Annotated in this window: 31 protein-coding genes; 11 read left to right on the forward strand and 20 right to left on the reverse strand. The window is 74.3% G+C overall.

Going from position 1 to position 23951, the window contains the following annotated elements:
* Positions 1-19 precede the first annotated feature (19 nt).
* The 16 genes from ACFVFS_RS05755 to ACFVFS_RS05830 form a co-directional block, all read right to left on the reverse strand.
* A complete protein-coding gene (locus ACFVFS_RS05755) occupies positions 20-274 on the reverse strand; it encodes a hypothetical protein (RefSeq protein WP_380620529.1) in 255 nt (84 codons plus the stop codon).
* Positions 274-627, reverse strand: a complete 354-nt coding sequence (locus ACFVFS_RS05760) for a hypothetical protein (protein ID WP_380620531.1) — start codon at positions 625-627, stop codon at positions 274-276. Before ACFVFS_RS05760 ends, ACFVFS_RS05755 begins: the two co-directional genes overlap by 1 nt.
* The gene (locus tag ACFVFS_RS05765; protein ID WP_380620533.1) at positions 624-815 is read right to left on the reverse strand and encodes a transcription factor WhiB; all 192 of its coding nucleotides are present in this window, start codon (positions 813-815) and stop codon (positions 624-626) included. Before ACFVFS_RS05765 ends, ACFVFS_RS05760 begins: the two co-directional genes overlap by 4 nt.
* Positions 812-1075 carry a WhiB family transcriptional regulator gene (locus ACFVFS_RS05770; RefSeq protein ID WP_380620535.1) on the reverse strand — a complete coding sequence of 88 codons (264 nt, stop codon included), beginning with the start codon at positions 1073-1075 and terminating at the stop codon, positions 812-814. Before ACFVFS_RS05770 ends, ACFVFS_RS05765 begins: the two co-directional genes overlap by 4 nt.
* On the reverse strand, positions 1072-1704 hold the full coding sequence (locus ACFVFS_RS05775; protein WP_380620537.1) for a hypothetical protein: 633 nt from the start codon (positions 1702-1704) through the stop codon (positions 1072-1074). Before ACFVFS_RS05775 ends, ACFVFS_RS05770 begins: the two co-directional genes overlap by 4 nt.
* Complete coding sequence (locus ACFVFS_RS05780; RefSeq protein ID WP_380620539.1) at positions 1704-2417, reverse strand: exonuclease domain-containing protein; 714 nt, start codon at positions 2415-2417, stop codon at positions 1704-1706. Before ACFVFS_RS05780 ends, ACFVFS_RS05775 begins: the two co-directional genes overlap by 1 nt.
* The gene (locus ACFVFS_RS05785; protein WP_380620541.1) at positions 2414-3199 is read right to left on the reverse strand and encodes an ERF family protein; all 786 of its coding nucleotides are present in this window, start codon (positions 3197-3199) and stop codon (positions 2414-2416) included. Before ACFVFS_RS05785 ends, ACFVFS_RS05780 begins: the two co-directional genes overlap by 4 nt.
* On the reverse strand, positions 3196-4239 hold the full coding sequence (locus ACFVFS_RS05790; RefSeq protein WP_380620543.1) for a YqaJ viral recombinase family protein: 1044 nt from the start codon (positions 4237-4239) through the stop codon (positions 3196-3198). The genes ACFVFS_RS05785 and ACFVFS_RS05790 overlap by 4 nt, the downstream gene beginning before the upstream one ends.
* Positions 4236-4562: a hypothetical protein gene (locus tag ACFVFS_RS05795; protein WP_380620545.1), complete on the reverse strand. Its 327-nt coding sequence runs from the start codon at positions 4560-4562 to the stop codon at positions 4236-4238. The genes ACFVFS_RS05790 and ACFVFS_RS05795 overlap by 4 nt, the downstream gene beginning before the upstream one ends.
* Positions 4563-4570: 8 nt before the next feature.
* Positions 4571-4981, reverse strand: a complete 411-nt coding sequence (locus tag ACFVFS_RS05800; protein WP_380620547.1) for a hypothetical protein — start codon at positions 4979-4981, stop codon at positions 4571-4573.
* Positions 4981-5415 (reverse strand): hypothetical protein, encoded by a 435-nt coding sequence (locus ACFVFS_RS05805; protein ID WP_380620549.1) that lies wholly within the window; start codon positions 5413-5415, stop codon positions 4981-4983. The genes ACFVFS_RS05800 and ACFVFS_RS05805 overlap by 1 nt, the downstream gene beginning before the upstream one ends.
* On the reverse strand, positions 5412-5708 hold the full coding sequence (locus ACFVFS_RS05810) for a hypothetical protein (protein WP_380620551.1): 297 nt from the start codon (positions 5706-5708) through the stop codon (positions 5412-5414). The genes ACFVFS_RS05805 and ACFVFS_RS05810 overlap by 4 nt, the downstream gene beginning before the upstream one ends.
* On the reverse strand, positions 5705-5881 hold the full coding sequence (locus tag ACFVFS_RS05815; RefSeq protein ID WP_380620553.1) for a hypothetical protein: 177 nt from the start codon (positions 5879-5881) through the stop codon (positions 5705-5707). The genes ACFVFS_RS05810 and ACFVFS_RS05815 overlap by 4 nt, the downstream gene beginning before the upstream one ends.
* Positions 5878-6111: a hypothetical protein gene (locus ACFVFS_RS05820; protein WP_380620555.1), complete on the reverse strand. Its 234-nt coding sequence runs from the start codon at positions 6109-6111 to the stop codon at positions 5878-5880. Before ACFVFS_RS05820 ends, ACFVFS_RS05815 begins: the two co-directional genes overlap by 4 nt.
* A complete protein-coding gene (locus ACFVFS_RS05825; protein ID WP_380620557.1) occupies positions 6111-6443 on the reverse strand; it encodes a hypothetical protein in 333 nt (110 codons plus the stop codon). Before ACFVFS_RS05825 ends, ACFVFS_RS05820 begins: the two co-directional genes overlap by 1 nt.
* A gap of 112 nt (positions 6444-6555) precedes the next feature.
* Complete coding sequence (locus tag ACFVFS_RS05830; protein WP_380620559.1) at positions 6556-6807, reverse strand: hypothetical protein; 252 nt, start codon at positions 6805-6807, stop codon at positions 6556-6558.
* Positions 6808-7296: 489 nt separating this feature from the next.
* On the opposite strand from ACFVFS_RS05830, the gene ACFVFS_RS05835 reads away from it, so the two are divergent.
* From ACFVFS_RS05835 to ACFVFS_RS05845, 3 genes are all read left to right on the forward strand, one after another.
* Complete coding sequence (locus tag ACFVFS_RS05835; RefSeq protein ID WP_380620561.1) at positions 7297-7665, forward strand: helix-turn-helix transcriptional regulator; 369 nt, start codon at positions 7297-7299, stop codon at positions 7663-7665.
* A gap of 165 nt (positions 7666-7830) precedes the next feature.
* Positions 7831-8079 (forward strand): hypothetical protein, encoded by a 249-nt coding sequence (locus ACFVFS_RS05840; protein ID WP_380620563.1) that lies wholly within the window; start codon positions 7831-7833, stop codon positions 8077-8079.
* A gap of 55 nt (positions 8080-8134) precedes the next feature.
* Complete coding sequence (locus ACFVFS_RS05845; protein ID WP_380620565.1) at positions 8135-9316, forward strand: tyrosine-type recombinase/integrase; 1182 nt, start codon at positions 8135-8137, stop codon at positions 9314-9316.
* A gap of 267 nt (positions 9317-9583) precedes the next feature.
* Here ACFVFS_RS05845 and ACFVFS_RS05850 read toward each other — a convergent pair whose 3' ends face one another.
* Positions 9584-10384, reverse strand: a complete 801-nt coding sequence (locus ACFVFS_RS05850; protein WP_380620567.1) for a hypothetical protein — start codon at positions 10382-10384, stop codon at positions 9584-9586.
* A 204-nt stretch (positions 10385-10588) separates the two neighbouring features.
* On the opposite strand from ACFVFS_RS05850, the gene ACFVFS_RS05855 reads away from it, so the two are divergent.
* The 3 genes from ACFVFS_RS05855 (at position 10589) to ACFVFS_RS05865 (ending at position 12867) form a co-directional block, all read left to right on the forward strand.
* The gene (locus ACFVFS_RS05855) at positions 10589-11920 is read left to right on the forward strand and encodes an MFS transporter (RefSeq protein WP_380620569.1); all 1332 of its coding nucleotides are present in this window, start codon (positions 10589-10591) and stop codon (positions 11918-11920) included.
* 51 nt (positions 11921-11971) lie between these two features.
* Positions 11972-12208, forward strand: coding sequence for a hypothetical protein (locus ACFVFS_RS05860; protein WP_380620571.1), 237 nt, complete (start codon positions 11972-11974; stop codon positions 12206-12208).
* 110 nt (positions 12209-12318) lie between these two features.
* Entirely contained in the window at positions 12319-12867 is a 549-nt protein-coding gene (locus ACFVFS_RS05865) for a methylated-DNA--[protein]-cysteine S-methyltransferase (RefSeq protein ID WP_380620573.1), read from the forward strand.
* Between the two features lie 19 nt (positions 12868-12886).
* Here ACFVFS_RS05865 and ACFVFS_RS05870 read toward each other — a convergent pair whose 3' ends face one another.
* On the reverse strand, positions 12887-13969 hold the full coding sequence (locus ACFVFS_RS05870) for an ATP-grasp domain-containing protein (RefSeq protein WP_380620575.1): 1083 nt from the start codon (positions 13967-13969) through the stop codon (positions 12887-12889).
* Between the two features lie 351 nt (positions 13970-14320).
* On the opposite strand from ACFVFS_RS05870, the gene ACFVFS_RS05875 reads away from it, so the two are divergent.
* Entirely contained in the window at positions 14321-15742 is a 1422-nt protein-coding gene (locus tag ACFVFS_RS05875) for a family 2B encapsulin nanocompartment shell protein (RefSeq protein ID WP_380620577.1), read from the forward strand.
* Between the two features lie 64 nt (positions 15743-15806).
* The gene (locus ACFVFS_RS05880; protein WP_380620579.1) at positions 15807-16856 is read left to right on the forward strand and encodes a family 2 encapsulin nanocompartment cargo protein polyprenyl transferase; all 1050 of its coding nucleotides are present in this window, start codon (positions 15807-15809) and stop codon (positions 16854-16856) included.
* Positions 16857-16917: 61 nt separating this feature from the next.
* On the opposite strand, the gene ACFVFS_RS05885 is transcribed toward ACFVFS_RS05880, so the two are convergent.
* A complete protein-coding gene (locus ACFVFS_RS05885) occupies positions 16918-17958 on the reverse strand; it encodes an NAD-dependent epimerase/dehydratase family protein (RefSeq protein WP_380620581.1) in 1041 nt (346 codons plus the stop codon).
* Between the two features lie 216 nt (positions 17959-18174).
* On the opposite strand from ACFVFS_RS05885, the gene ACFVFS_RS05890 reads away from it, so the two are divergent.
* The 3 genes from ACFVFS_RS05890 (at position 18175) to ACFVFS_RS05900 (ending at position 21725) form a co-directional block, all read left to right on the forward strand.
* A complete protein-coding gene (locus tag ACFVFS_RS05890) occupies positions 18175-19509 on the forward strand; it encodes a DUF1254 domain-containing protein (protein WP_380620583.1) in 1335 nt (444 codons plus the stop codon).
* A 44-nt stretch (positions 19510-19553) separates the two neighbouring features.
* The gene (locus ACFVFS_RS05895) at positions 19554-20894 is read left to right on the forward strand and encodes a DUF1254 domain-containing protein (protein ID WP_380620585.1); all 1341 of its coding nucleotides are present in this window, start codon (positions 19554-19556) and stop codon (positions 20892-20894) included.
* A gap of 159 nt (positions 20895-21053) precedes the next feature.
* Positions 21054-21725: a GAP family protein gene (locus ACFVFS_RS05900; protein ID WP_380620587.1), complete on the forward strand. Its 672-nt coding sequence runs from the start codon at positions 21054-21056 to the stop codon at positions 21723-21725.
* Between the two features lie 201 nt (positions 21726-21926).
* Here the strand turns inward: ACFVFS_RS05900 and ACFVFS_RS05905 are convergent, their stop codons facing one another.
* Entirely contained in the window at positions 21927-23822 is a 1896-nt protein-coding gene (locus ACFVFS_RS05905) for a sigma-70 family RNA polymerase sigma factor (protein WP_380620589.1), read from the reverse strand.
* Positions 23823-23951 lie beyond the last annotated feature (129 nt).

The raw sequence follows: 23951 nt of genomic DNA on the forward strand, positions 1-23951 counted from the left end.
CGTTGATCACGCAGTGCTCCTAGAACAGGGTCGGCTGCAGGGCCGGGGCGGGGTTGCAGCCGTAGGGGCCGGGGCGGTGCGGGTGGTGCGCGCGGGGCGGGGCCTGGCCGAGGACGATCGGCAGGACCTGCCGGCCGTCGAGCCGTCCTCCGTCGGGGAGGTGGATCGCGAGGGGGTGCGGCTCGGGGTCGAGTGCGCGGCCGTCGGGGGTGAGCCGGATGGTGGCCCCGCACCGCGGGCATGCGGTGTGCTCCGCGGTGCGGGGCCGGTTCATCAGGCCGCGTCGTCGACGTGCAGGCCGACGCCGTTGCGGAGGATGTCGTCGGCCCGGTAGGTGCCGACCTCGTCGAGGGTTCCGGAGGCGGTGCGGCGCCTGTACATGTCCTGCTGAACAACCCGCAGCCGCTCGTCGGTGAACTCGTCGGCGGCGACCTCGATGCCGACGACGCGGACCTTGACGGACGGGTCCTTCTCCTCGTCGGGGCCGGGCTCGGTGCGCTCGGCGTGGGCCAGCTCGATGACGGCCATCCAGCGGCCAGCCCTGGACTTGAACATGGCGTCGGCGAACGGCTCCAGCGCGGCGGAGACGTCGGCGAGGACCTTGCTGTCGAACTTGATGTCGGTCACGGGGTGGTGCCTTTCGGGTGGAGGGCTGGGCAGGTGGCCCGGTGGGTGAGGGGCAGGTCACGGGCGCCGTAGCGGATGCGGTCGTGGCCGGTGAGTCGCTGGTGGTACCAGCAGTGGGTGCAGAGGTAGTCGGCGGTGGGCGGGCCGGGGCCGGTGCGGATGGTGAGTCCGCCGAGCCAGCCCGTCACGCGGCGATCCGAACGCGCTGGCTCCGGATCCGGGAGCCGGCCTCGGTGCGGTCGACGTCGTCCTCGCCGCCCCAGACCCCGGTGGCGCCGAGGGCACGCCCTCGGTCGCGGCAGGGGACGCGCTCGGGGCAGTGGCGGCAGAGCGCGCGGGCCTGGTCGACGCGGGCGGTGTAGAGCGGGCTGCCGGTGTGCTGGCCGTCGGGGGCGAAGAACAGGTCGGGGTTCGCGCGGCACGGCAGTCGGCTGTCGGTGGTGGTCACGCGTCGTTCCTCTCGGGCCAGGCGACGCCGGCCAGCGCGCGGGTGTGGGTGGGAGGCAGGACAGCGCCCGCGTGGCCGAGGTGCGCGAGGCCCATCTCGGCGAGGATCAGCGCGTCGGCCTGGTCGTAGCGGCCGGGGCCGGTGCACTCGACGCCGTAGCGCTGCTGTGCGGCGTCGCGGACGCGGCCCTTGACCTGCGCGGGGGTCTCCCCGGTCCAGCGGGCCCGGCCGGTGGCGTAGATGGTCCTGTTGTCGGGCGGGACGACCGCGTACGGGATGCTGCGGCGCCACAGGTCGTGGCGGACCATCCAGCGGATTGCGGCGAGCTCGTCGTGTCCGCGCTGCATCGCGCGGGAGTAGGCCGGGCCCTCGATGACGACGAAGTCCGCGCCGCGGTAGTACGACTGCATCTCGCGGAGCTGGTGGGCGAGGCGCTCGTGCCCGTCGAGGCGGCCGGAGCGGATCGCCTCGGCCCAGCCGCGGCCCGCGACGCCGGTGCAGGACAGGGAGACGTCGAGGCCGATGACGAGCGGCGTCGGGGCGGGCGCCCCCGTCCCGGCCGGAGCCGGGACGGAGACGGTGGGCATGGCGAGTGCGAGCCGGGAGAGCGCGAGCTGAATGGCGGCCATCAGGCACCGGCCCTGGGGCGGGGGACCATCGGCCATGCCTGCTCGACGACGGCGGTCGGGTCCTTCTTGCGCAGGTAGGCCTGCAGGTCGATCGCCTGCTCGCGCGCCCACGACACCTGCATCTGGTGCAGCCGGGTCAGCGGGATCTCCTGCACCGCCGGATACCGGGCCGCGATCGCACGGACCACGGCCGCCGCCGCCAGAGCGTCCGCGTCGGCGCTGTGTGCGTCGTCGAGCGTGACGCCGTACACCTGGGCGAGGTCGATCAGCCTGCGCTTGCCCTTGCGGTACCGGGCGGCACGCTTGTCCATGACGAGCGGGTCGAGGGCGAGCGGCTCGGTGCCGGCCTGCTCGACGAGGGAGGGCAGCCCGTACCGGGCCAACTCCCGGTCCAGCAGGGTCAGGTCGAACGGCGCCTTCATCACGACGAGCGGCACCCCGGCAGCGATCTGGTCGGCGAGCACCGCGGCCACCTCGGAGATGACCATCGGTGCGGGTCGGCCCTCGGCGCGGGCCCGGGCGGACGTGATGCCGTGGATGTCGCTCGCGGCCTTCGGGATGTCGATGCCGGGGTCGGCGAGCCAGGTGTGCTTCTCGGGGGGCTGGTCGCCGCCGTCGATCAGCACGGCGGCGGTGACGATGCGGTCCGTCTCCACGTTGGTGCCGGTCGTCTCGGTGTCGAACGAGGCCATACGGCCCAGGTGCCAGCTCACTGGGCACCGCCCGCGATGCGTTCCTGCCCGACCCGGAACAGCAGCGCGCCGAGCTGTTCCTCCTCGCCGTGCTCGTTGGTGACGAGCGTGCCGTACAAGCCGGCCTGCTTCAGCTCGTAGTTGATCTGAGCGAGCCGCTGCCGGCCGGTGGCGGGCTGCAGGATCTCGTCGAGGTAGTCCCGCGCCGACCGGGCCGGAGCCTCACCGCGCTCGATGTACGAGCTGTCCGGGTCGGGGTCGTTGGTGGGGGTCAGGCCGAGCGTCAGTAGCAGCGTCCGCAGGGACACCGACTGGGCCTTGGTGGTGGACTTGTCGGCGGTGTCGAGGGCCTCGCCGCGCGTCTGGACGGTGAAGCTGTCGCCCATCGGGCCCATGATCTGCCAGGTGGTCAGCACGGTGCACTCGCGCATCTTGCTGCCCGACTTGGTGTTCTTCTCCCCGTACTCGGCCTCGACGGTGAGCGGGATGACGTTGATCCCGTGCTTCAGCGTGATCGGCCCGAACACGTTGACCACCGTGTCGACGCCGCGGAAGTTGAACCGGGTGCCGGACTGGTTGTACTGCTCGCCCTTGCCGATGGCGCGGATGTCGCGGCGGACGCGGAGCCACGCGAGGTGGACGGGGATCATGGCCGGGTCGTCGTCGCCGAGGTCGTACTGGCTCATGTCGGGCAGCTGCTCGGCGGCCTTCACGGCGGGGGTGTCGGGCGTGGTGCCGGGTGAGGTGGGTTCGGTCCGGCCGGCCTTCTCGGCGGCCCGCTCAGCGAGCGTGGGCTGGGTCATGCGTTGTGCCTCTTCCGCACGTCGGTGGGGATGCTGATCTGGTCGTACGGCCGGTCCTCGACGCAGTCCGCGTACGCCTCCGGCCAGCGCTCGGCGAGCCGCGCAAGGTCCGCGCCCTGCTTGCTCCGCTGCTCGACCGAGTACGCGGGCCGGTCGCCGAGCACGGCCATCTCGGCGCCGCCGAGCACCTCGTACAGGCGGGCCTGCGCGCGCTTCCTGCGCTGCTCGGCCTCGGCCTTGTCGGACACGGCGTCGAGGTAGTCCGCGAGGGCGTCCTGCGCGTCCCCGTCGCGGTCGATGTGGACCGTCCCGGACCGCTCCGGGTGCAGGCGCCGGTACATCTTCAGGAGCGGGTCCGGGTCGGCGTCCGGGCTGAGGACGGGCGGCCGGCCGTCGACGATGCGCTGCCACAGCTCGGCGGCCGCAGCCCGCAGGTCGAGGACGAGCTGCTGGTGCTCGGCCACGCGGACCGTGAACTGCCGGTAGTCACAACTGCCGATCAGGACACCGACGTGCATGTGCTCGAACCCACACACGTCGGCCTGGTGCAGGGTCTGCGCGAGGACATCGTCCGGACAGCCCCGACGGAACAGCGGCGCCTTCATCTGGTGGCGCTGCTTGATCTCCAGCGCGCACACCGCGCCGGGCTCGATCGGGCAGGCGTTGACGCGCCGGTCGAGGGTGCACATCTGCCACGGTCGGTCGACGTTGGCGACGAGGCCGATACGGCGGACGGAGGTGCGGTTGCTGGCGGCCCAGCGTCGGGCGATGTTCTCCTCGACGCTGCGGCCCCAGTAGGCGGGTTCCGAGTCCTCGTCGTCGAGGGGGAGTTCGCCGCGCTTGTCGTAGTAGACGGTCAGCTCGTTGCCGTAGGCGGAGAGGCCGAGCATGGCGGCGATGTCGCTAGAGCCGATGCCGCGGCGGCGGGCGGTCAGCCAGGCGTCGCGGTCGGCGTCGGCCGGGAGGACGAGCCGGGCGGTCGGGGTGACGCGCCGCCCGGCGGCCGGGGCCGCAGCCCCGGCCGGCGAGACGATCGTCATCGCGTGCTCACCCCCGCGTTGAGCATCGCGATCTCCTCCGCGGTGTAGCCCAGCGCGTGGTCGAGCTGGTTGCACAGGCCGCGGTTGGCGGTGCGGTACTGGTCGACGGCGGCCCGCAGCCGGGCGTTCTCGGCGAGCAGTTCGCGTCGACCGGCCGTCAGCGCGACGGTGGCCCCGGCGACCGCGTTCTCCGCGACGGTCGTACGGCGTGCGAGCCTGCCGTTCGCCCGGCCCTGCTCGGCGACCTCGTCCTCCAGCTCGCGGATGCGGTCCCGGAGGCGGGTCTTGGCGGCGGCCGTCTCAGCGACCGCGCGGCGGGACATCCACGGCATCACGCCACCCCCGCCCGGAACTCGGCCTGCGCGGGGCCGCAACACTGCGGCAGTCCGATCGGCTCGTTCCAGTCCGGCCACAGCTCGGCGTCCTCAGCGGTGAACTCCTCCCAGACCCGGCCGCAGTGCGAGCACTCCTCCCGGGTGTCGCACTCCACCACCGCACGCAGGCCCGGGTACTGGGCTGTCAGGTCCCGGGCGATCTCCTCGCACCGGCGCCGGTAGTCGCCCTCGATGTTGCTGCTGAACATCCGGTCGGGTCCGGACATCCACCCCTGGTCGCCGAGACGTCGGGGGTGCACGACGGCGGCGACGGGCAGCACGATCGGGCGCGCGTTGTCGATCGGCGGGAGTTCGATCCGGCCGTCGACCTTGATCAGGTAGTTGTCGGTGACGATGCGCTTGGCCATCAGCTGGCCCTCCTCTGCTGCTGCGGCAGGGACGGGCCCACGATCGACAGCAGCACCTCGGCCAGCCGCCGGGCGTCCCGCGCCGCGTACCGCGAGTCCGTCCCACCCAGCTGCCGCAGCATGCCCTCGACGAGCGCGTCCTGCCGCGGCCCCGAGGCCTCCGCGATCGCGACCAGCTCGGCCGCCACGTCCTCCGGCGCCTCCGCCGCGTGCGACGCCAGTTCCCGGAGGACCGCGGACATCAGCGGGTGGACGTCGATCGCGACGCCGAGCGCCGTCGGCCGCACCCACAGCGGGTACCCGCCGGTGATCCGCTCGGCCGGGCGCTGGAGCAGGCCGGCCGCGTCGAGCGCGGCAGCGATCTCCTCGGGTGTCCCGCTGGTGTTGCCGATCAAGATGGCCGCGCGGCGGGCGACGGGGTTTTCGGCGCTCACAGGGCACCGCCCTTGAGCCGGGCGATCTCCGCGCGGGCCTCCGCCAACTCGTCCGCCACCGTGCGGTTCCGCTCGACCGTCGCCGCGACGGCGTCCCGCCACTGCCGGATGCCCTCCAGCACCCGGTCCGCGACGGCCAGCATCTGCTCGTCGGTCAGGTTGTCGCGCCGGTAGATGGTGAACTGGTCGCCGGTGATCGAGCCCGGGTAGATGCTCAGGCTCCCGTCCCGGCTCGTGCCGACGTAGTCGACGTGGCCCCGGGCGGACCACTCGGTGTATGACCTGGTACTCATCGGGTCCCCTTCAGGGCGTTGGTGGCGCGGGCGGCACGACGAGCCGTCATCCGCGCGAGGATCTGGGAGTCGGTCGGCCGGTCCCAGGCGTGCCAGCCGGCCGCCTTGATCCACTGCCGGGCGTGATCGCGCTCCGGGAGGCCGCAGTGCCGACAGCCGTTCGGCGCGGTCACCGGACCTCACCCCGCAGCCACCGGGCCCGCAGCTCAGCAACCGCCGCCGCGTACTCCAGCCCGACCTCGGCCGTCCAGTCCTGCGGGTCGTCCCCGTGCTCGGCCATGAACCGGTCGGTCAGCGGCACCTCGGCGTCCATCGGCAGCCGCACCGGCAGACCGGCGGACGTGATCCACTCACGGCCGCCCGTCGCCCGGGCCCGCTGCACCGGCGAGTACTCGACGCCCATCAGGCCACCGCCGCCATCAGCGTGGTGACGCCGTACACGGAGGCCAGCGACCGGAACGACAGCCGGATCCGGACATCCCGCCAGGTGACGGTCATGTCCTCGGACACCATCAGCTGGCCCTGGTGCCGGTAGGACATGGTGATCGCGGACGTGATGCCGAGGATCTGCCGGTACAGCTCGGCCGTGGCGCGGGTGTCGGTGTCCCACAGGTGGCCGTCCAGGATGCCGTCGGGCCGGATCGACCAGTGGATCGCCGGGAGGCCGGGGTTCTCGGAGAGCAGTTGGACGAGCGCGAGCGCGGGGCTCAACTGGGTGGGGGCGGTAGGCTTCATGTGGCCTACCTCCTTTCGTCTTGGGTTGATCGGTGGGCCGCTGGGCCTTCGCGGGCGGCATCCGGGTGCGACCGGGCTGCCGGGCGGAGGCCCGACCCATGTCTGGGGTGGGTCAGGCGGGGCGCTGGGTGAGCGCGTTCTCGGACTGGCGGCGGCGCTGCTCGCGGCCGGCCTCGGACTGCTCGGCCATCCATGCGCGGACCTTGTCGAGGTCGAAGCGGCGGTGGCCGTTGGGCAGGTACTCGACCGGGCATCCCTGGCGACGAATCCAGGAGTTGACGGTCCAGTCCGAGACCCCGAAGTGCTCCTGCAGCTCGCGCTGCTTAAGCAGGGGGAGCGGAAGCGGAAGCGTGGTCACGCTCATGGGGCATTGACCTTTCCGATGTAGAAGTAGAAGCTCTGGGCATGTCGAAGAGCTCCTGGAGTGGCTGGCCGAGGGCGGTGGCGATGAGCCATGCCGTTCGGATCCGGACCACGTCTCGCGTGAAGCTTCCGCGCGAGACGAGGGCGCCGATGATCGAGCGACTGACGCCTCGACCGTCCGGGTCCGCGACCTTGGTGGCCGCAGCGAGCTGGGGGATGGACAGTCCGGCGGAGGTCATGGCCTCGCGGATCGGCCGACCGTTGCTCTTGCGGTGCAGGCGGGACATGGGGACCTCTCTCTGCCGGCAGCTGGTCGCCGCCGACATCCACATTTCTACTGTGGAAGTAGAAGGCAGTCAAGAGGGTGGGAGAGTTTCGGAGAGTTTGGGCGTGCCCGCTGCAATCGAACGCGCGTTCCCATAGGGTGGGAATCGGCCAGCCTTCCACGTTGCGCTTGTATATGTGGAAGGCAATCCGGCATGCTGGCGACATGAACACGGTTGACGAGAGCGGCGAGACGCTCCCGCAGCTGATCCGGCGCGTGCAGGAACAAGATCCCAGCCTCACGCAGAGCGAGATCGCGCGGAGAGCTGGCGTATCCGTCTCCGCAGTCAACACCTGGGTGAACGGGGAGCGCGTCCCGTCGCGGCGGAGCTGCGACAAGCTGGCTGACGCCCTCGGCGAGCCGCGTGAGCGCGTCTTCGCCGCCGCTGGCCGCCGGGCTCCGGGCCCGCTCACTCCGGACGCTGAAGAGCGAGTTCTGGAGCTGTACCGCCGGCTGACCGCTGAAGAGCAGCGGCTGATCGAGCGGCAGCTCGCAGCCCTCGCTGCGGCCGACCAGCACCCCTGGCCCGCCTGAAATCTGGCGCATGCTGCAGGACTTGCGGCACTCAGTGCCGTGCGCCCTCATCTTGCTCGCGCGTGTCGGTGATGCGCCCTATGCTCATGTGCTCCAGCACCGCTGACCGTCCTCCCCCAGCGGCCCGCAGGCAGTTCGCCATGCCCTAAGGGGGAGCACGCGCACATGTGCATCACCGTCCGCCGGAGTACCGCCCCAGTGGTCACCCTCATGCCCTGGGACCCGGCCACCCTCACCATCACCATCCCCGCCGGCCTCAGCGCCGACGCGGCGATCACGGCCGTCCGAGCCGTCCTGACCGAACTGGCTGTTCCCCAGCCCCCCGGCGGCCTTGTCTGCTGCTGCGGCCGGCCCCTGAGGCTGCCGCTCATCCCCACCCAGCGCGTGATCGAAGGGGCCCACATTGCCTCGTAGGGCGCAGAACAATCCCCGTCAGATTCGACACAAGGAGTGCGGCTGCAAGCTGTGCTTGGAGGCGTACCCGGGCGATCGGAAGGCACGCCGCGACTGCATCGGGTCGTGGCAGGCCCGGTACCGCGGTCCGGACGGCAAGCAGAAGGCGAAGAACTTCCCGAAGCAGAAGGAAGCGCTCGCCTTCCTCGACGAGGTCCGGACCACCGTCCGGCAGGGTACCTACCTCGACCCGAAGCGCGGCCAGATCACCGTCACGGAGTGGCACAAGATCTGGTGGAAGAGCCAGGAGAAGAAGGGCCGCCCGACCACGCGCAACCGCAAGGCCGGGATCTGGTCGAAGCACATCGAGCCGCAGTGGGGAACATGGAAGCTCAGCGGGATCGGCTTCCTCGACTTCGACACGTGGCTCCAGAACGAGGTGAAGGGCTACCACACCCGCAAGAAGGTCCTGGAGTTCATGCGGAGGATGATGCAGGCCGCCATCCTCGACAAGCGGATCAGCACCAACCCGACCTTCGGCGTCGAGCTGGAAGCGCCGGCGGCCCGGCACCCCGACGACCTCAGGCCGCCAACCGACGAGCAGTGCGAGCGGATCCTGGCGCACCTGCCCGCCTACTACCACCCGCTCATCGCGATAGCCGACGAGACGGGTATGCGGTGGGGCGAGTACACCGGCCTGCGGCTCTGCCACGTCGACCTGGAGGCGGCCACCGTGCGGGTCGCGGAGATCGTCGCAGCGGACAAGGGCACCCTCTACCGGCAGTCGGCGCCGAAGACGGACGCTGGCTTCCGCACGGTGCCGCTCACCCCCCGCGCCCTGGCCGCCGTCGAGGAGATGGTGGCTCGGTGGCAGCCGAAGGACACGCGCTCGGACACTGATTCCGGGATGCATCCGGAGGAGCTGATCTTCCGGGGCCCGCGCGGCGGGGTGATCAGCCACCACAACTTCCGGCGGGTGTGGATCGAGGCGATCCAGGCCGCCGGGGTCGCCCGGAAGGTCGTCAGCGCGGAGACCGGGCGTACGGAGTGGTGGCCGCGGATGCACGACTTCCGGCACCGCTTTGCGACCAGGCTGAAGGACCAGGGCGTGCCGGAGAAGGAGGCCCAGGCGATCATGGGCCATGACCGGGGCTCGAAGGTCACGTGGCTGTACCAGCATGCCGGGGAGGACGTTGTGGAGTCGGTGCGGGCCGCACTCGTTCAGGCGGGGAAGCCGCAGCTCCGAGCGGTGTCCTGAGTCCACATCCGGTCCACAACACCCACTCCCTCAGTCTCTCCCGCCCTCTCTGGCCCTCTGAGTAGGCGGGGGAGGCTGCGGTAACCCTGGGCTCTCCGGGCCTCTCTGGACCTCTCCGATTTACGGGTCGACCCAGTGGTGTTCTTGTAAAGCGGGGGTCGTCGGTTCGAACCCGACAGGGGGCTCCGCAGGTCCCTCGACAAGGCCCCCCGGCGCGCAGCCGGGGGGCCTTCGTCGTTCCGTCCGAGCCGGCCGTCTCAGTCGTCGTCAGGGGCGTGGCGGGCGGGTGCGGGGGCGGAGTTGGCGCAGGGTGTGGGCCGGGGCGTGGGCGGTGAGGAGTTCGGCGGCGCGGCGGTAGGAGAGCCGGGCGCGGTGGGTGTGCGGGCAGCGGTCGGCGGCGGGGGTGGCGGCGGGGGCGCGGCGGGTGGTGAGGAACAGCGGGCCGGTGGTGCGGCCGGCCAGGAGGAGGGGGAGCAGTCGGGCGGTGGCGGTCTGCCAGGTGAGCGGCGGGGCCGGCGGCCGGGTGCGGCGGTGGGGGAGGTCGAGGTCGTCGGCGTCGAGGGCGAGGACGGTCTCGACGGGGGCGCCGCTCTCGTGCAGGAGGCGCCAGAGGACCTGTTCGCGCAGCGGGACGCGGAGTGCGAACAGGGCGCGGAGCTGCTCGGGGGTGAGCGGCTCGGGCCCGGTGCCGGGGGTCGGGAGGGGGCGGGGCCGCAGGCCCTCGGCGGGGTCGGTGCCGATCCAGCCCCGCGCGCGCCACCAGGCGAGGGCGGCGCGCAGTGTGGAGAGTTCGCGGTTCAGGGTGCGCGGGTCGGTGTCGCGGGAGCGGCGGTCGACGGCGGCCCGCAGACGGGCGGCGGCCTCGGGGTGGTCGAGCAGGGCGAGCGGCAGGACGGGCGGCCGGGCCCGGCGGCGTTCCGGGCCGGTGGGGGCGGGGCGGTCGGTGAGCGCCCAGGCCCAGGTGTGCAGGGCGATCCGGTAGACGCGGCGGGAGCCTTCGCCCAGCCCGGAGGCCGCCAGGTAGCGCTCGACGGCGACCGCGTACTCGACCGGCGGGAGGAGCGTCATCCGATCCTGCTTTCCGCAGTAAATATCATGGGGACAGGCTGGGACAAGAATAGGACTTTGCGCGGTAAATAGCAGGTGGTCGCGGATATCGGCGGGAATTTACTGCGGTAGTAGACGGTCCGGAGAAAATTGATGGGATCGGACTCAGGTTTTTCTCCGGAAAGCCTTGTCGGGGGTTTCCGTCCGTGGGCAGACTGGGCGACCATGACAGGGGAGACGGAGCGGATCCCGGCCCGCCCTCGACGGCTGAGCGGCCGTCTGGCGGTACTGGGCGAACGCGATTTCAGGTGGTTCTTCGTCGGCTACGCGACCTCGCTGGTCGGCTCCTCCATGGCGCCGGTCGCGGTGGCGTTCGCGGTGCTGGACGGCGGGGGCGGCGGGTCGGAGCTCGGCTGGGTGATGGCCGCCCGGATCCTGCCGATCGTGCTGGTGATGGTGGCCGGCGGCGTGGTCGCGGACCGGCTGGGCAGCCGGCGGGTGATGCTGGCGGCGGACGTGCTGCGCTGCGCGGTGCAGGGCGCCTTCGCGGCGCTGCTGGCCACCGGGCACGCGTCGGTCCCGGTGATGGTGGCGCTGGTCGCCGTCTGGGGGCTGGGCGAGGGGGTGTTCCTGCCGGCGCTGGGCGCGCTGGTGCCGGCGCTGGTGCGCCGGGAGGAGCGCCTTCCGGACGCCAACACCCTGCTGGGGCTGGCCCGTTCGGTCTCCACGGTGGCCGGCCCGGCGCTCGCCGGCGTGATCACGGCGGGGTTCGGTCCGGGGGCGGTGCTGCTGATCGACGCGCTGACGTACGGGGTGGGCGCGCTCGCGCTCGCCCGGCTGTCCACGGCGGTGCCGGACGGCGCGGGCGCGGGCGGCGGCGAGGACTCCGTGCTGGCCGACCTCCGGGACGGCTGGGGCGAGTTCCGCTCCCGGCGGTGGCTCTGGGTGACCACCGTCCAGATGGCGCTGTTCAACCTGCTGGTCTGGGCGCCGTTCCTGGTGCTGGGGCCGCTGACCGCGAAGCACGAGCTGGGCGGGGCGCGGGCCTGGGGGCTGGTGATGGGCGTGTACGGGGTGGGCGCGGTGCTGGGCGGGCTGCTGATGCTCGGGCGCCGGCCCGGTCGGCCGCTCGCGGTGGCGACGCTGGCCACCCTCGGCTGGGCGCTGCCCTCGGCGGCGCTCGCGGCCGGGCTGCCGCTGCTCTGGACGGCCGCGGCGGCGCTGGTGGCCGGCGCCGGGTCGGCGGTCTGCGGCTCGCTGTACGAATCGACCCTGCAGAGCTGGGTGCCGAAGGAGGTGCTGGCGCGGGTCACGGCGTTCGGCGCGCTGGGCGCGTTCGTGCTGGGACCGCTGGGCCTGGCGGCCGCCGGTCCGCTGGCCGACCGGGTGGGGGTGGCGGCGGTGCTGGCCTTCGGCGCCGGCTGGCAGCTGCTGGCCGGGGCGGTGGCGCTGGCGGTCCGCGAGGTGCGCGACCGGCGCTGGGAGGACCCGGACGGGGGAGCGGCGCCGGGCGGCGGCGCGGCGCAGCCGTCCCCGACCGCGGCGGGTGCCGGCTGAGCGGGCCGGTCGTACGGTGGAGGGGTGGGGGGCGAACGGAGGAGGCAGGACATGCCCGGTTCTCTCACCATCGGCCACCACGAGGCGGCCGCGACCCTGGACCACACGGACGCGGTGCGGCTCGCCGCCGTCCTGGACGAGCTCGCGTACCTGCTGGGGGTCCCGGGGCCGAACCGGATCAACGACACCCAGCTCGCCGCCCTCTGCGAGGGGCGGTCCCCCGACCGGGCCGAACTGGCCCGCTGGTCCCGGGGGCTCGCCGAGGAGCTGCGGGGCCGGCACCCCTGACCCCGGCCGCCTCGGAGCACCCGCCGGAGCCGCCGTACGATGGCGCGCGGGGCGGGTGGTCCGCGCGCGCCGCCGACGACGCGGGGCAGGCCGAGGACGTGGGGGAAGACGTGGCGGAGCGTACGGCGGCGATGTCCTGGCTGACGGTGGAGACCCCGCTGCCGAGCGGCCCGCTGCACGTCGCGGTGACCGCGCAGGGCGTGGCGGCCGTCGGCTACCTCGGCCGGGAGGGTGAACTCCCGCGCTGCGCCGACCCGTCGAAGATCGACGCGGTCACCGGCCGGGTCGGCGAGTACCTCCTGGGCCGCCGCCGGCGGCTGGACCTGCCGATCGACTGGAGCCTGAGCACCGGCCCGCACCGGGCGGTGCTGCAGACGCTGCTGCGCGAGGTGCCGTTCGGGCGGACCATCACCTACGGCGAACTCGCCGCCCGCAGCGGGGTGTTCGGCGAGGTCGAGGAGCCCGGGCTGGCGGCCAGGACGGTCGGGCAGATGATGGCCGCCAACCCCGTCGCGCTGCTGGTGCCCTGCCACCGGGTGGTGGCGGCGGACGGGATCGGCGGCTTCGGCGGCGGCCGGGTCGGGATCGACGTGAAGCGCTGGCTGCTCACCCTGGAGGGTGTGCTGGAGCCGACGCTGGACTGGAACGGACCGCTCTAGCGGCAGGTGTGACGGCGGGTCAGTGCACCAGCTCGCCCGTCAGGCCGGTCGGGGCGAGCGGCGGCAGCCGGTGCGACAGCACCGGCTGGATCCCGGAGACGAGGGTGTACTCGATGCCCGCCGGGTCCCCGGCCCACTCGGTGTCCGGGCGCTCGCCGAGCGCCAGCTGCACCGCGTTCCAGGGCAGGTTGAGCCCGCACAGGCGCAGCTGGTGCAGCCCGCCGGAGGGCCGGGTGTTGACGTCGATGACCACCGGCTCGCCGTGCAGGTGCCGGAACTGCACGTTGGAGAGGTACGCCATCCCGGTCGCCTCGACCAGGCGGCGGGCGGGTTCGAGGTACCGGGGCGCGGTGGTGAAGCTGCGGCGGCGCCGGTGCTTGCTGCGGCCGACCGCGGCCAGCAGGGTGCCGTCCAGGTCGGCCAGGCAGTCCACGGAGACCTCGGGGCCGTCGAGGAAGGGCATGACCAGCAGCTCGGTGGCGGTGTCCGGGTCCTCGCGGGCCGCCCGGTCGAGCGCGGCGGTCACCTGGTCGACCTGGACCCGGCTGTCCCAGCCGGCCAGCCGGTGGAGCCCGAACGGCTCCCGGGTGAGGATCCGGAAGCCCTCGCCGCCGGCGCCGGCGGCGGGCTTGAGGCAGGCGGTGAGGCCGGCCGACTCGATCCGGTCGACGGCGTCGACCAGGTCCCCGGCGGTGCGCACCAGCCACCACGGCGGGGTGGGCAGTCCGGCGTCGGCGATCGCCGCGTAGCCGTCGGCCTTGCTCGCGAAGGCGGCGATCGCGGTGGCCGGCGGGCAGGCGAGGGCGGTGCCGACGGCCTCGAACTCCTGGCGGTGCAGGGATATCGCGAGCTGGTGCAGCCGGGGCACGAAGACGTCGATCCGGTGGCGGGCGCAGTGGTCGAGGGCGAACGCCACGTAGGCGTCGGGGGTGAGGTCGGCGGGTTCCAGGGCGGCGCTGTCGGCGGCGGCCAGGACGGGGGAGTCGGGGTCGACGTGGGTCGCGTGGATCCGGACCGGTCGCGGGGCCGCGCGCAGCTGTTCGATGAAGAACACGTTCTCGGCGTACGTGCGGTTGAGCCAGACGGTGACGGGGGCGCTCATGGGGCCTCCCAGGGCAGGGGTGAACGAGGGGGAAGGGCTGTCTCGCGGCCGCGCTCGTCCAGTGGCCCGTGGCCCTTTGAGGTGGCACCTTAGCGGTCCGCGGCGCGGGGGCGAACGCGGGGTGGGCCTGGCGCGCACCGGCCGGGCAGGAGAACCGGATCGTCCCATTCCGGAAAAAATTAGATCACCTGATCGAATAAATATCGATCAGACATTCTATTCGTACTATTTTTTCGGTTATTCCGACCACTCGAAAGAGTGATTGCGGCGACCCTTCGCCAGGGCCCACCATGGATTGTTGCAAGTTGCCAGGCGACACTTCATCGGGTACGGGTACGCGAAGGGCTTCCTATGTCGACCGAAACCAACGTCGGTATTCCTGCACCGGGCGGTGAAGCGCAGACCCGGGACCAGCAGAGTCTTGCCACCGCCGCCGCGCGGAACCTCGCGACGACTACCAAGTCCGCGCCGCAGATGCAGGAGATCAGCCCCCGTTGGCTGCTCAGGACGCTCCCCTGGGTCGAGGTCTCGGCCGGCACCTACCGGGTCAACCGCCGGCTGCGGCACGCCGTCGGCCGCGGCCGGGTCGGCTTCGACCGGTCGGGCAGCGAGGCCCGGATCATCGCACCGACCCTGCGCGAGGTGCCGGTGCTGCGGGGCTTCCCGGACGACGCCGTGCTGGAGGAACTGGCCGGGCGCTTCGTCCAACGCGAGTTCTCCGCGGGTGAGGTCCTGGTCGCGGCCGGGGCGCCGATCGACGAGGTCTTCATCATCGCCTACGGCAAGGTCAGCAGGCTCGGAACGGGCAAGTACGGCGAGGAGGCCGTCGTCGGCTCCGCGGCCGACGGCGACCACCTGGGTGACGAGGTGCTCCGGCAGGAGAACGCCACCTGGCCGTACACCGTCCGGGCGGACACCGCCGGCACCGTGCTGTCCCTGCGGTGGTCCGCCTTCCAGGAGCTCGCCGACCGCTCCGAGGCGCTCCAGCTGCAGGTCATGGAGTACGTGGCCGGCTTCCAGCAGCCGCAGAACAAGCACGGCGAGGCGGCGATCGACCTCTCCGCCGGCCACCACGGCGAGTACGGGCTCCCCAGCGCCTTCGTGGACTACGAGCTCAAGCCGCGCGAGTACGAGCTGAGCGTCGCCCAGACGGTCCTCAAGGTGCACACCCGGGTCGCCGACCTCTACAACCAGCCGATGAACCAGACGGAGCACCAGCTGCGGCTGACCGTCGAGGCCCTGCGCGAGCGCCAGGAGCACGAGCTGGTCAACAACCAGGAGTTCGGCCTGCTCGCCAACGCGGACTACGACCAGCGGATCCAGACCCACTCCGGCCCGCCCACCCCGGACGACATGGACGAGCTGCTGAGCCGCCGCCGCAGCACCAAGCTCTTCCTGGCCCACCCGAGGGCCATCGCCGCGTTCGGCCGCGAGTGCAACCGGCGCGGCCTCTACCCGGACACCGTCGAGGTGCAGGGCCGCCGGGTGTTCGGCTGGCGCGGGGTGCCGGTCTTCCCGTGCAACAAGATCCCGGTCGTCAACGGGACCACCACCTCGATCCTCGCCATGCGAACCGGCGAGGACAACCAGGGTGTCATCGGTCTGCACCAGACCGGAATTCCGGATGAAGTCGAGCCGAGCCTTTCGGTGCGGTTCATGGGAATCAACGAGAAGGCCGTCATCTCCTATCTGGTGAGCGCCTACTACTCCGCCGCGATTCTGGTGCCGGACGCCGTCGGCGTGCTGGAGAACGTCGACATCGCGCACCGCTAGGCCTACCGCGGCAGGGCCGGCCCGCTCCCGGGCCGGCCCGTCGCACCACCGAGGGGGAGGACCCATGGGAATGTTCACGCTGGAGCGCGACCATCGCGAGGGCCACGAGGCGCAGGACGTCCTCGCGCGCGCCCGCACCCTGGTCGACCCGGTGCTCCGGGCCGCCGTGGACTCGCTGCCGGGCACCATGCGCCGGGTCGCGGGCTACCACTTCGGCTGGTGGGAGGCGGACGGCTCGCCGTCGACCGCGTCCTCCGGGAAGGCCATCCGGCCCGCCCTGGTGCTCGCCGCCACCCAGGCGCTGGGCGGCGACCCCGCCGCGGCCACCGCCGCCGCGGCCGCCGTCGAGCTGGTGCACAACTTCACGCTGCTGCACGACGACATCATCGATCGGGACGAGACCCGGCGGCACCGCCCCACCGCCTGGCTGGTGTTCGGCACCACCGAGGCGATCCTGGCCGGGGACGCCATGCACGCGCTGGCGCTGCGCCTGCTCGCCGAGGACGGCCACCCGGCCGCGGGCGAGGCCGTGCGCCGGCTGGCCGACTGCGTGGTGGAGCTCTGCGAGGGCCAGCAGATCGACTGCGCCTTCGAGCAGCGCAGCGACGTCTCGCTGACCGAGTGCCTGGCGATGGCCGAGGCCAAGACCGGCGCGCTGCTCGGCGCCGCCTGCGCGATGGGCGCCCAGTACGCGGGCGGCTCGGCGGCGGCGGCCAAGGCGATGGACGGCTTCGGCCGGGAGATCGGCCTGGCGTTCCAGCTGATCGACGACCTGATCGGCATCTGGGGTGACCCGACGGTCACCGGCAAGCCGGTCGGCGCGGACCTCCTGGTCCGCAAGAAGTCGCTGCCGGTGGTCGCGGCGCTGGGCTCCGGGACGCCCGACGGGGCCCGGCTGGCCGAGCTGTACGCGCTGGAACGGCCGCTCACCGGCGAGGAGTTGGCGAGCTGCGCGGCCGCCGTCGAGGGCGCCGGCGGGCGTGCCTGGGCGCAGGGCGAGTCCTGCGACCGGATGGCCGCGGCGATGACCCAGCTGGCCCTCGCGGTGCCCGAGCCGTCGGCCGCCGACGAGCTGCTCGCGCTCGCCGAACTGGTCACCCGCCGCACCCACTGAGCCGGCCCCGCCGGGGGAACGGGGCCCGCGCGCTCCCCGCCGTCGGGACCGGTTCCGGACCTCAGCCCGGCGGGGTCAGCGCTGCCAGCAGCCGCTGCTCCTTGGCCGGCTCGATGCCGTGCAGGATCCGGCCGCGCTTGCGCCCGTCGGCCTCCGTGTCGTCCGCCGGCCCGCGCCGCCGCAGCCACGCCCAGGTGTCCCGGGCGGTCTCGGCGAAGGGCCGGCACCGCAGCCCGGCCGCCTCGGCCCGGCCGGTGTCGGCCAGCCAGGTGCCCGCCGCCTCCGGCACGTCGGGCATCCACAGCGGCAGCTCGCTCCACGGCTGGACGCCGTCCGGTCCCTCGACGGTCAGCCGCGCGTCCGCGACCCAGACCAGCTCGGTGTCCGCGCGGCCGGCCGCCCCGGCGCAGCCCGCCAGGAACTCCCCGTAGGTGAGCCGGCCGGGCGGCGCCGTGGTGAGGAAGCGGCCGGCCGTGCCCGCCGTCAGCAGGTCCAGCCCGAACACCGCGAAGTCCCGGACGTCGATCAGCTGCATCGGCCGCCCCGGCTCCCCGGGCGCCAGCACGCGCCCGCCCCGGGCCATCCGCTCCAGCCACCACGGCAGTCGGCCGCCGTGCTCGTACGGCCCGATCAGCAACCCGCTGTTGAGGACCAGCGTGCGCTCGGCCCCGAAGTGCTCCAGGACGGCGCGCTCGCAGCCGGCCTTGAGCGCGGCGCTGAACTCCTGCCCGGGCGGGGTGTCGGCCGGGCAGTCGTGCAGCGGGGAGGCCTCGTCGACCACCCGGGCGGGCCAGTCGGCGAAGGCGTGGACGGAGGAGACCAGGGTGTAGTGGCCGACGCGCCCGCGCAGCAGCCGGGCGGAGTGCGCGGCCTGGGCGGGCTGCTGGGCGGAGGTGTCGACCACGGCGTCCCAGCGCCGCCCCTCGGCCAGCCGCGCCAGGTCGTCGGCCGAGTCGCGGTCGCCGCGGACCGCCTCCACGCCGGGCAGATCGGCGGCCGTGCGGCCGCGGTTGAAGGTGGTCACCTCGTGGCCCCGGGCGAGGGCTTCGGAGGCGAACGCCCGCCCCAGGAAGGACGAGCCGCCGAGCAGAAGGATCTTCATACCGCCAAGGCTGTCCCGGCCCCTTCCGCCGCATACCGCCGTTCGCCACGGGCGGAGCGCGGCGCCGTCCGGGCGGGTCCGGTCCCGCGGCGGCCGAGATGCCGACCCCCGGAGGCCCGCATAGCATCCGAGCTGTACCGGTACACCCCTCCGACACGTCCGCCGTGCAGCCGCCGCGCCCCGGCAGCGGGGCACGGCGCAGGGAAGAGCGGCACCATGGTCAACCCGGCACTCGTGGACCCGGACACCATCCGCGCGACCGCCGCCGAGGCGTGGGTCCGCGGCTACCCGGTCCTGCTGAACTACCGCACCCTGTACACCCAGGCGCTGGACGACGCCGACCCGCGCCACGTCGGCGGATTCGGCGTCTTCCGGCACTACCCGCACCCCGCCACCCCCGCCGACACCGATGTCGTCACGCCCAACAACGACACCCCGTACTCCTGGGCCTGGCTCGACCTGCGGACCGAACCCTGGGTGCTCTCCGTCCCCGCCACCGACCACTACTACGTCCTGCCGGTGCACGAACTCGACACCGTCTACGCCGGGTTCGTCGGCTCCCGGACCACCGGCCAGGAGGCCGGCGACCACCTGGTGGCCGGCCCCGACTGGCACGGCGAACCCCCGCCCGGCGTCCGGAGCGTCATCCGCGCCACCACCCGGCTGGTCGGCGTCCTCGGCCGCACCCACCTCGGCGGGACGTCCCCCGCGGCCGTCGAGGAGCTCGCCGGGCTCCAGCGGCAGTACCGCCTGCGCCCGCTGCACGCGTACACCGGCACGCCGGAGCCCGAGCCCGCCCCGCAGCCCGTCTGGCCGGTCTGGCGCGACGAGGTGCTCGACACCATCGAGTTCTTCGCCTTCCTCGACTTCCTGCTCGGCTTCGCGCCCGCCGAGGCCGCCCCGCCCGCCGAGGCCGAGCTGCGCGGCCGGCTGGCCGACCTCGGCATCGACGGCCGCGGCGAGTTCGAACCGGCCGTACTGCCCCTCGCGGTGCGCGCCGAGATCGAGCGCGGCATCGTCGACGGCCAGGCCGAACTGGCCTGCGCCGCCGCGCGCACCGAGTCCTCCGTCGGACTCTTCGGCACCCGCGAGCAGCTCGGCACCCGCTACCTCGACCGGGCGGTCGGCGCGCTCACCGGCCTGTACGGGCTGCCCGTCGAGGAGGCCTGGTACGGCGGCTGGCAGGCCGACAGCGAGGGCCACCGACCGCCGGACGCCAGCGAGCGCGACTACCTGCTGCGGTTCCCGCCGGACGCGCTGCCGCCCGCCCGCCACTTCTGGTCGGTGACCCTGTACGCGCTGCCCGGGCTCCACCTGGTCGACAACACCCTGGACCGCTACTCCGTCGGCGACCGCACGCCCGGCCTGGTCCGCGACCCGGACGGCGGGCTCACCGTCCACATCCAGCACAAGCGGCCCGCCAACGCCGAGCACTCCGCCAACTGGCTGCCCGCCCCGGACGGCCCGTTCACCGTCGTCATCCGCCTGTACGGACCGGACGCCTCGGTGCTCGACGGCCGCTGGACACCGCCCCCGCTCACCCCGCGCTGAGCCCGCCGCCCGCCCAGACCCCACGGCACCCGGGAAGGACGCCCATGAACCAGCCCGAGCTGGAGGCCCTGGCCGCCGACGCCTACGTCTACGGCTACCCGCTCGTCGCGGGCCTCACCACGGTCGACCGCTTCGTGCACGGCGGCCTGGGCGTCCTGCCGCCGACCCCGTTCAACCGCTTCGCCCACGCCACCCGGCTGGCGGGCCCGGACGACGACTTCACCTCCGTCAACAACGACGTCCTCTACTCGGTCGCCCAGCTGGACCTCTCCGCGGGCCCGCAGCAGCTGAACGTGCCCGACACCGCCGGTGCCTACCACGTGCTGCAGTTCGTCGACGCGTGGACCGACAACTTCGCCTACCTCGGCAGCCGCGCCACCGGCAGCGCGGCCCGGACCTGGCTGGTCGTCCCGCCCGGATGGCAGGGCACCCCGGCCGACCCGGACCGGGTGATCGCCTCGCCGACCACCGTCGCCACCGTCGTCGGCCGCCTCGCCTGCGCCGGTCCGGACGACCTCCCGCGGGTCCGCGCCCTCCAGGAGGGGCTGCTCCTCGAACCGCTGGAACCGGGCGGAGCCGCCGCCGGGGTCCCCGCCCCGGACCCGGACGTGCCCGAGCGGCTCGCCTTCTTCGAACGGCTCCGGGTCTGGATGGCCGCCTACCCGCCCGCCGAGCCCGACCGCGTCTACCAGCAGCGGTTCGCGCCGCTCGGCCTGCTCGACCCCGGCCCCTCGCCGTACCGGGCCGCCGCCCCCGAATGGACGCTCGCCCTGGCGACCGGACTCGCCGCCGGGCGCGAACGCGTCGAGGACGCCACCCGGCCGCCCGAGGACCACCCGCCCGGCGAGTGGCGCGCCGCCGTCCACCTCTTCGACCACAACACCGCCTTCCTCGGCCCCGGCACCCTCGACGACCCCGAGTGGCGGATCCCCGACCGCCGCGCCGCCTACCTCAGCCGGGCCGCCGCCGCCCGGGCCGGCCTCTGGGGCTGCCACGCCTACGAGGCCCTGCACGCCGCCACCACCGACGACGCCGACGGCCGCCCGCTCGACGGCTCCCGCGCCTACACCCTCCGCTTCCCCCCGGAAGGACTGCCGCCCGCCGAGGAGTTCTGGTCCCTCACCGTGTACGGCCTCCCGGACCGCCGCCTGGTCGCCAACCCGGCCGCCCGCCACTCGATCGGCAGCCGCACCCCCGGCCTGCGCCCCGACCCGGACGGCGGCCTCACCCTCCACCTGCGCCACGAACCCCCCACCGACCCGTCCGAGACGCCGAACTGGCTCCCCACCCCGCCCGGCCCCTTCCGCCCGGTGATGCGCCTCTACCTCCCGGGCCCCACCGCCCTGGACGGCAGCTACCGCCTCCCACCCCTCCAACCGGTCTGAGGCCCGCCGGCCGCACGCCGCCACGGGGGACGCCGCCCCACTCGCGGCGCGGAGGCGCGACGCTTGGGCGGTCCCCGGTCGCGTGCCGTCCGGCGGTCGGGCTCGGGCGACGCCGCCGTTCGCGCGCCGTCGCACCGCCCGAGCAGGAAGGAAGCGTGCATGGGCGACGCCGTCGGCCGGATGCTGGTCTCGGCCGCAGGCATCGCGATCAGCCCGATGGCCCTGATCGCCACCGTCCTGCTGCTCGCCACGCCCAGGGGCCGGGCCAACGGGGCGGCGTTCGCCGTCGGCTGGACGGCCGCGCTGACGGCGGTGGCCGCCGTCGTGGTGCCGCTCGCCTCTCGGCTCGCCGCGGGGGCGGTGGCCCCGGACTGGTCGTGGTGGTTCGAACTGGCGGTGGGCGGCCTGCTCCTGCTGCTCGGCGCGCGCCAGTGGCGGGACCGCCCGCGCGAGGGCCGGGTGCACGGCCCACCGGCCTGGATGCACTCCGTCGACCGCTCCACCCCCGCCCGCTCCGCCGCGCTCGGGGCGACCCTGTTGGCGGCCGACCCGAAGAACCTGCTGCTGGCCGTGGCCGCCGCGGTCGCGATCGGCACCGGTGGCACTCCGGCGTCCGGCAGGGCGGGCGCCACCGCGCTGCTGGTGCTGATCGGCTCCCTCGGTGCCCTCCTGCCCCTGGCCGTCCACCTCCACGGCGGTGCCCGCGCACCCCGCCGCCTGGACGAGTGGAAGGCCTGGGCGGCCACCCACAACAACGCCGTCCTGCTGACCCTCCTGTTCGTCCTCGCCGCCTCCCACCTGGGCACCGCCCTTACCGGGCTGGCCGGCTGACCGCAGGCCACCGCCGCCCGCGCGCGGCCCGCCTCCCGGTGGGGTGTGGGGTGCCCGCGCAGCGCCGACCGCCTACGAGACCATCCCCGCGTGTGCAGGGCCGAGGTGCCGTGGATGCCGTGCAACGCGGCTTCGTCGAGACCATCCCCGCGCCTGCGGGGCCACCCCGGGCCGCCGCCGTCCGGCGTGCCTCCCCGCGCCTCACCGGGGCGCGGGGCTCGCGGAGGCGGAGCCGCCGACAGCCGTGGGGGACGGGCTCGGGGACGCCGTCCCCGTCGGTGCGGGGGTGGGCGTGGCGGTCGCGGTGGGGGAGGGGGCCGGTGTCGTGCTCGGGGTGCCCGTGGGCGTCGGCGTGCCGCCGGTGGGGGTGGCGCTCGGAGCGGGGGTGGCGCTCGGGGTGTCCGCAGGCTCGGTCGGGGACGGCGTGGCGCCGCCCCGGTGCTGCGGGCCGCCCTCCAGGGTGACCACGGCCTGCGAGGGCGGCAGCGCGATCCGGGCGGTCCAGCGGGTCGCGGGGGCGAGGTCCTCGTCGACGCCGGCGATCACCGTGATCCGCTGCCCGGGGGCGAGCGTGCCAGCGTCGCGGCTGAGCCGCAGCCAGGACACGTCCACCACGGCGTGCCAGTGGATCTCGGTGCCGCCCGCATTGGTGAGGGTGAGCACCGTCCGGCTGCCGTACTCGCCCGCCTCGACGGTCAGCAGGCCGGACGACGCGGGCGCCTCCGCGGGCGCCGGGACGGCGGCGGGCGCGGGTGAGGGGGCCGCGACCAGCACGGGGCTGCCCAGTGGCGCCGCCCCGTGCGCCGGGACCGGGATCAGCGGTCCCTGGACTCCAGGCAGCAACGTTTCTGCGGAGAGCGGCCCCGCCGCCGCCAGCTCCATCCCGGCCACCGCCGGACCGGATCCGCGGTAGGCCCCGCCGACCGCCCCGATCACGGCCCCGACCGCGCCGCCGGCCCCTCCGGCGCCGCCCCGGTCCGCCGGGGCACCGGTCGGGGCACCGGCCGGACCGCCCGCCGGACCGCCCCTCGAACGGTCCCCCTCGACCCGGACCGAGGAGACCGCCGCCGTGCCCGGCCCGCCACCGCCCCGGTGCCCCGCCCACAGGGCGACGACCGGTGCGGCCAGGACGGCGGCCAGCACCCCGGTGGTCACCACCCGCCGCCGCACCGTCGGCCCCCGGCCGCCGTCCGGCGCGCGGTGCCGGGGGAACCCGCCCTGGTCGAAGCGGAGCCCGGGCTCGGTCACCGGCGCCGCGGCCCGCCGCCCGGCGCGCCCCCGCGCCGCCGGGGGCAGGAGGACGACGGCTCCGCCCGGTTTCCCGGGGCCGGTGGCCGGGGCGGTGAGCACCGGCAGCCCGGACAGCCCCGCCGTCCCGTCCTCCGGCACCTCGTCCGCGACCCGCTCCGCCGTGCCCCGGCAGGTCGGGCACTCCACCACGTGCCGCACCAGCTCCCGGCGGAGCGCGGGGCCGAGCACCCGGTCCCGCCGGCTCTCCGCCCCCGCGCCACCGGGCCGGTCCAGCTCGGGGCAGCTGCCGACGCCGAGCACCAGCAGGGCGGCCCTGGTCCGGTCGACCTCGGCCCGGGCCGAGGCGAGCAGGCGCCGGACGGTCTCGAACGGCTGCCCCAGGACGGCGGCCACCTCGATCGGGGTGAGCCGGTGCCGGACGGACAGCTCCAGCGCCTCGCGCTGCTCGGAGTCGGTGCCGGCCGCCTCGGGCCAGGCCAGCGAGGCCAGTTCGCGCCGCCGCCGGACCGCCTCCGCCCCGTCACCGCCGTCCGCCCCGGCGGCCGCCCCCGCCCCGCCGTCCGTTCCCGGGTCCGTCCCCGCCCCGGGGACGGACCCGGCGGCCGCCCCGTCCGCCAGCCGCCGCAGGCAGCAGTACCGCGCCAGCGAGAACAGCCAGGCCCGGAGCAGCCCGGGCTCGGCGAGCCGGCCGCCGTACCGGGCCGCCAGCTCGCGCACCTCCCGCAGGGCGGCCGCCGCGGCCTCGTGCTCGCACAGCACCGAGAGGCAGTAGGTGAAGAGGCCGTCGACCTGTCGCTCGTACGCCGCGAGGACGGCGTCGCGCGGCCCTTCGGTACTCGTCGTCACCCGTCCGACGGTAGAGAGCGCACCCGCCCGGGCCGGGGCATTCCGCCCGGTTGTACTTCTTTCGGGTAACAACATCGCCCATTCGTGGACCGGAGCGACGGTCACCGCACCGGGCGGCCGGGCCCGCGC

Source organism: Kitasatospora sp. NPDC057692, from assembly GCF_042799475.1.
Taxonomy (GTDB): Bacteria; Actinomycetota; Actinomycetes; order Streptomycetales; family Streptomycetaceae; genus Kitasatospora.

Coding starts and splice junctions, on each gene's coding strand:
- ACFVFS_RS05850 (WP_380620567.1), bottom strand. CDS start 10,384: ATGACGCTCCTCCCGCCGGTCGAGTACGCGGTCGCCGTCGAGCGCTAC.
- ACFVFS_RS05890 (WP_380620583.1), top strand. CDS start 18,175: ATGGTCAACCCGGCACTCGTGGACCCGGACACCATCCGCGCGACCGCC.
- ACFVFS_RS05775 (WP_380620537.1), bottom strand. CDS start 1,704: ATGGCCGCCATTCAGCTCGCGCTCTCCCGGCTCGCACTCGCCATGCCC.
- ACFVFS_RS05900 (WP_380620587.1), top strand. CDS start 21,054: ATGGGCGACGCCGTCGGCCGGATGCTGGTCTCGGCCGCAGGCATCGCG.
- ACFVFS_RS05875 (WP_380620577.1), top strand. CDS start 14,321: ATGTCGACCGAAACCAACGTCGGTATTCCTGCACCGGGCGGTGAAGCG.
- ACFVFS_RS05870 (WP_380620575.1), bottom strand. CDS start 13,969: ATGAGCGCCCCCGTCACCGTCTGGCTCAACCGCACGTACGCCGAGAAC.
- ACFVFS_RS05785 (WP_380620541.1), bottom strand. CDS start 3,199: ATGACCCAGCCCACGCTCGCTGAGCGGGCCGCCGAGAAGGCCGGCCGG.
- ACFVFS_RS05820 (WP_380620555.1), bottom strand. CDS start 6,111: ATGGGCGTCGAGTACTCGCCGGTGCAGCGGGCCCGGGCGACGGGCGGC.
- ACFVFS_RS05885 (WP_380620581.1), bottom strand. CDS start 17,958: ATGAAGATCCTTCTGCTCGGCGGCTCGTCCTTCCTGGGGCGGGCGTTC.
- ACFVFS_RS05790 (WP_380620543.1), bottom strand. CDS start 4,239: ATGACGATCGTCTCGCCGGCCGGGGCTGCGGCCCCGGCCGCCGGGCGG.
- ACFVFS_RS05880 (WP_380620579.1), top strand. CDS start 15,807: ATGGGAATGTTCACGCTGGAGCGCGACCATCGCGAGGGCCACGAGGCG.
- ACFVFS_RS05810 (WP_380620551.1), bottom strand. CDS start 5,708: ATGAGTACCAGGTCATACACCGAGTGGTCCGCCCGGGGCCACGTCGAC.
- ACFVFS_RS05800 (WP_380620547.1), bottom strand. CDS start 4,981: ATGGCCAAGCGCATCGTCACCGACAACTACCTGATCAAGGTCGACGGC.
- ACFVFS_RS05830 (WP_380620559.1), bottom strand. CDS start 6,807: ATGAGCGTGACCACGCTTCCGCTTCCGCTCCCCCTGCTTAAGCAGCGC.
- ACFVFS_RS05860 (WP_380620571.1), top strand. CDS start 11,972: ATGCCCGGTTCTCTCACCATCGGCCACCACGAGGCGGCCGCGACCCTG.
- ACFVFS_RS05895 (WP_380620585.1), top strand. CDS start 19,554: ATGAACCAGCCCGAGCTGGAGGCCCTGGCCGCCGACGCCTACGTCTAC.
- ACFVFS_RS05835 (WP_380620561.1), top strand. CDS start 7,297: ATGAACACGGTTGACGAGAGCGGCGAGACGCTCCCGCAGCTGATCCGG.
- ACFVFS_RS05755 (WP_380620529.1), bottom strand. CDS start 274: ATGAACCGGCCCCGCACCGCGGAGCACACCGCATGCCCGCGGTGCGGG.
- ACFVFS_RS05795 (WP_380620545.1), bottom strand. CDS start 4,562: ATGTCCCGCCGCGCGGTCGCTGAGACGGCCGCCGCCAAGACCCGCCTC.
- ACFVFS_RS05855 (WP_380620569.1), top strand. CDS start 10,589: ATGACAGGGGAGACGGAGCGGATCCCGGCCCGCCCTCGACGGCTGAGC.
- ACFVFS_RS05825 (WP_380620557.1), bottom strand. CDS start 6,443: ATGAAGCCTACCGCCCCCACCCAGTTGAGCCCCGCGCTCGCGCTCGTC.
- ACFVFS_RS05840 (WP_380620563.1), top strand. CDS start 7,831: ATGTGCATCACCGTCCGCCGGAGTACCGCCCCAGTGGTCACCCTCATG.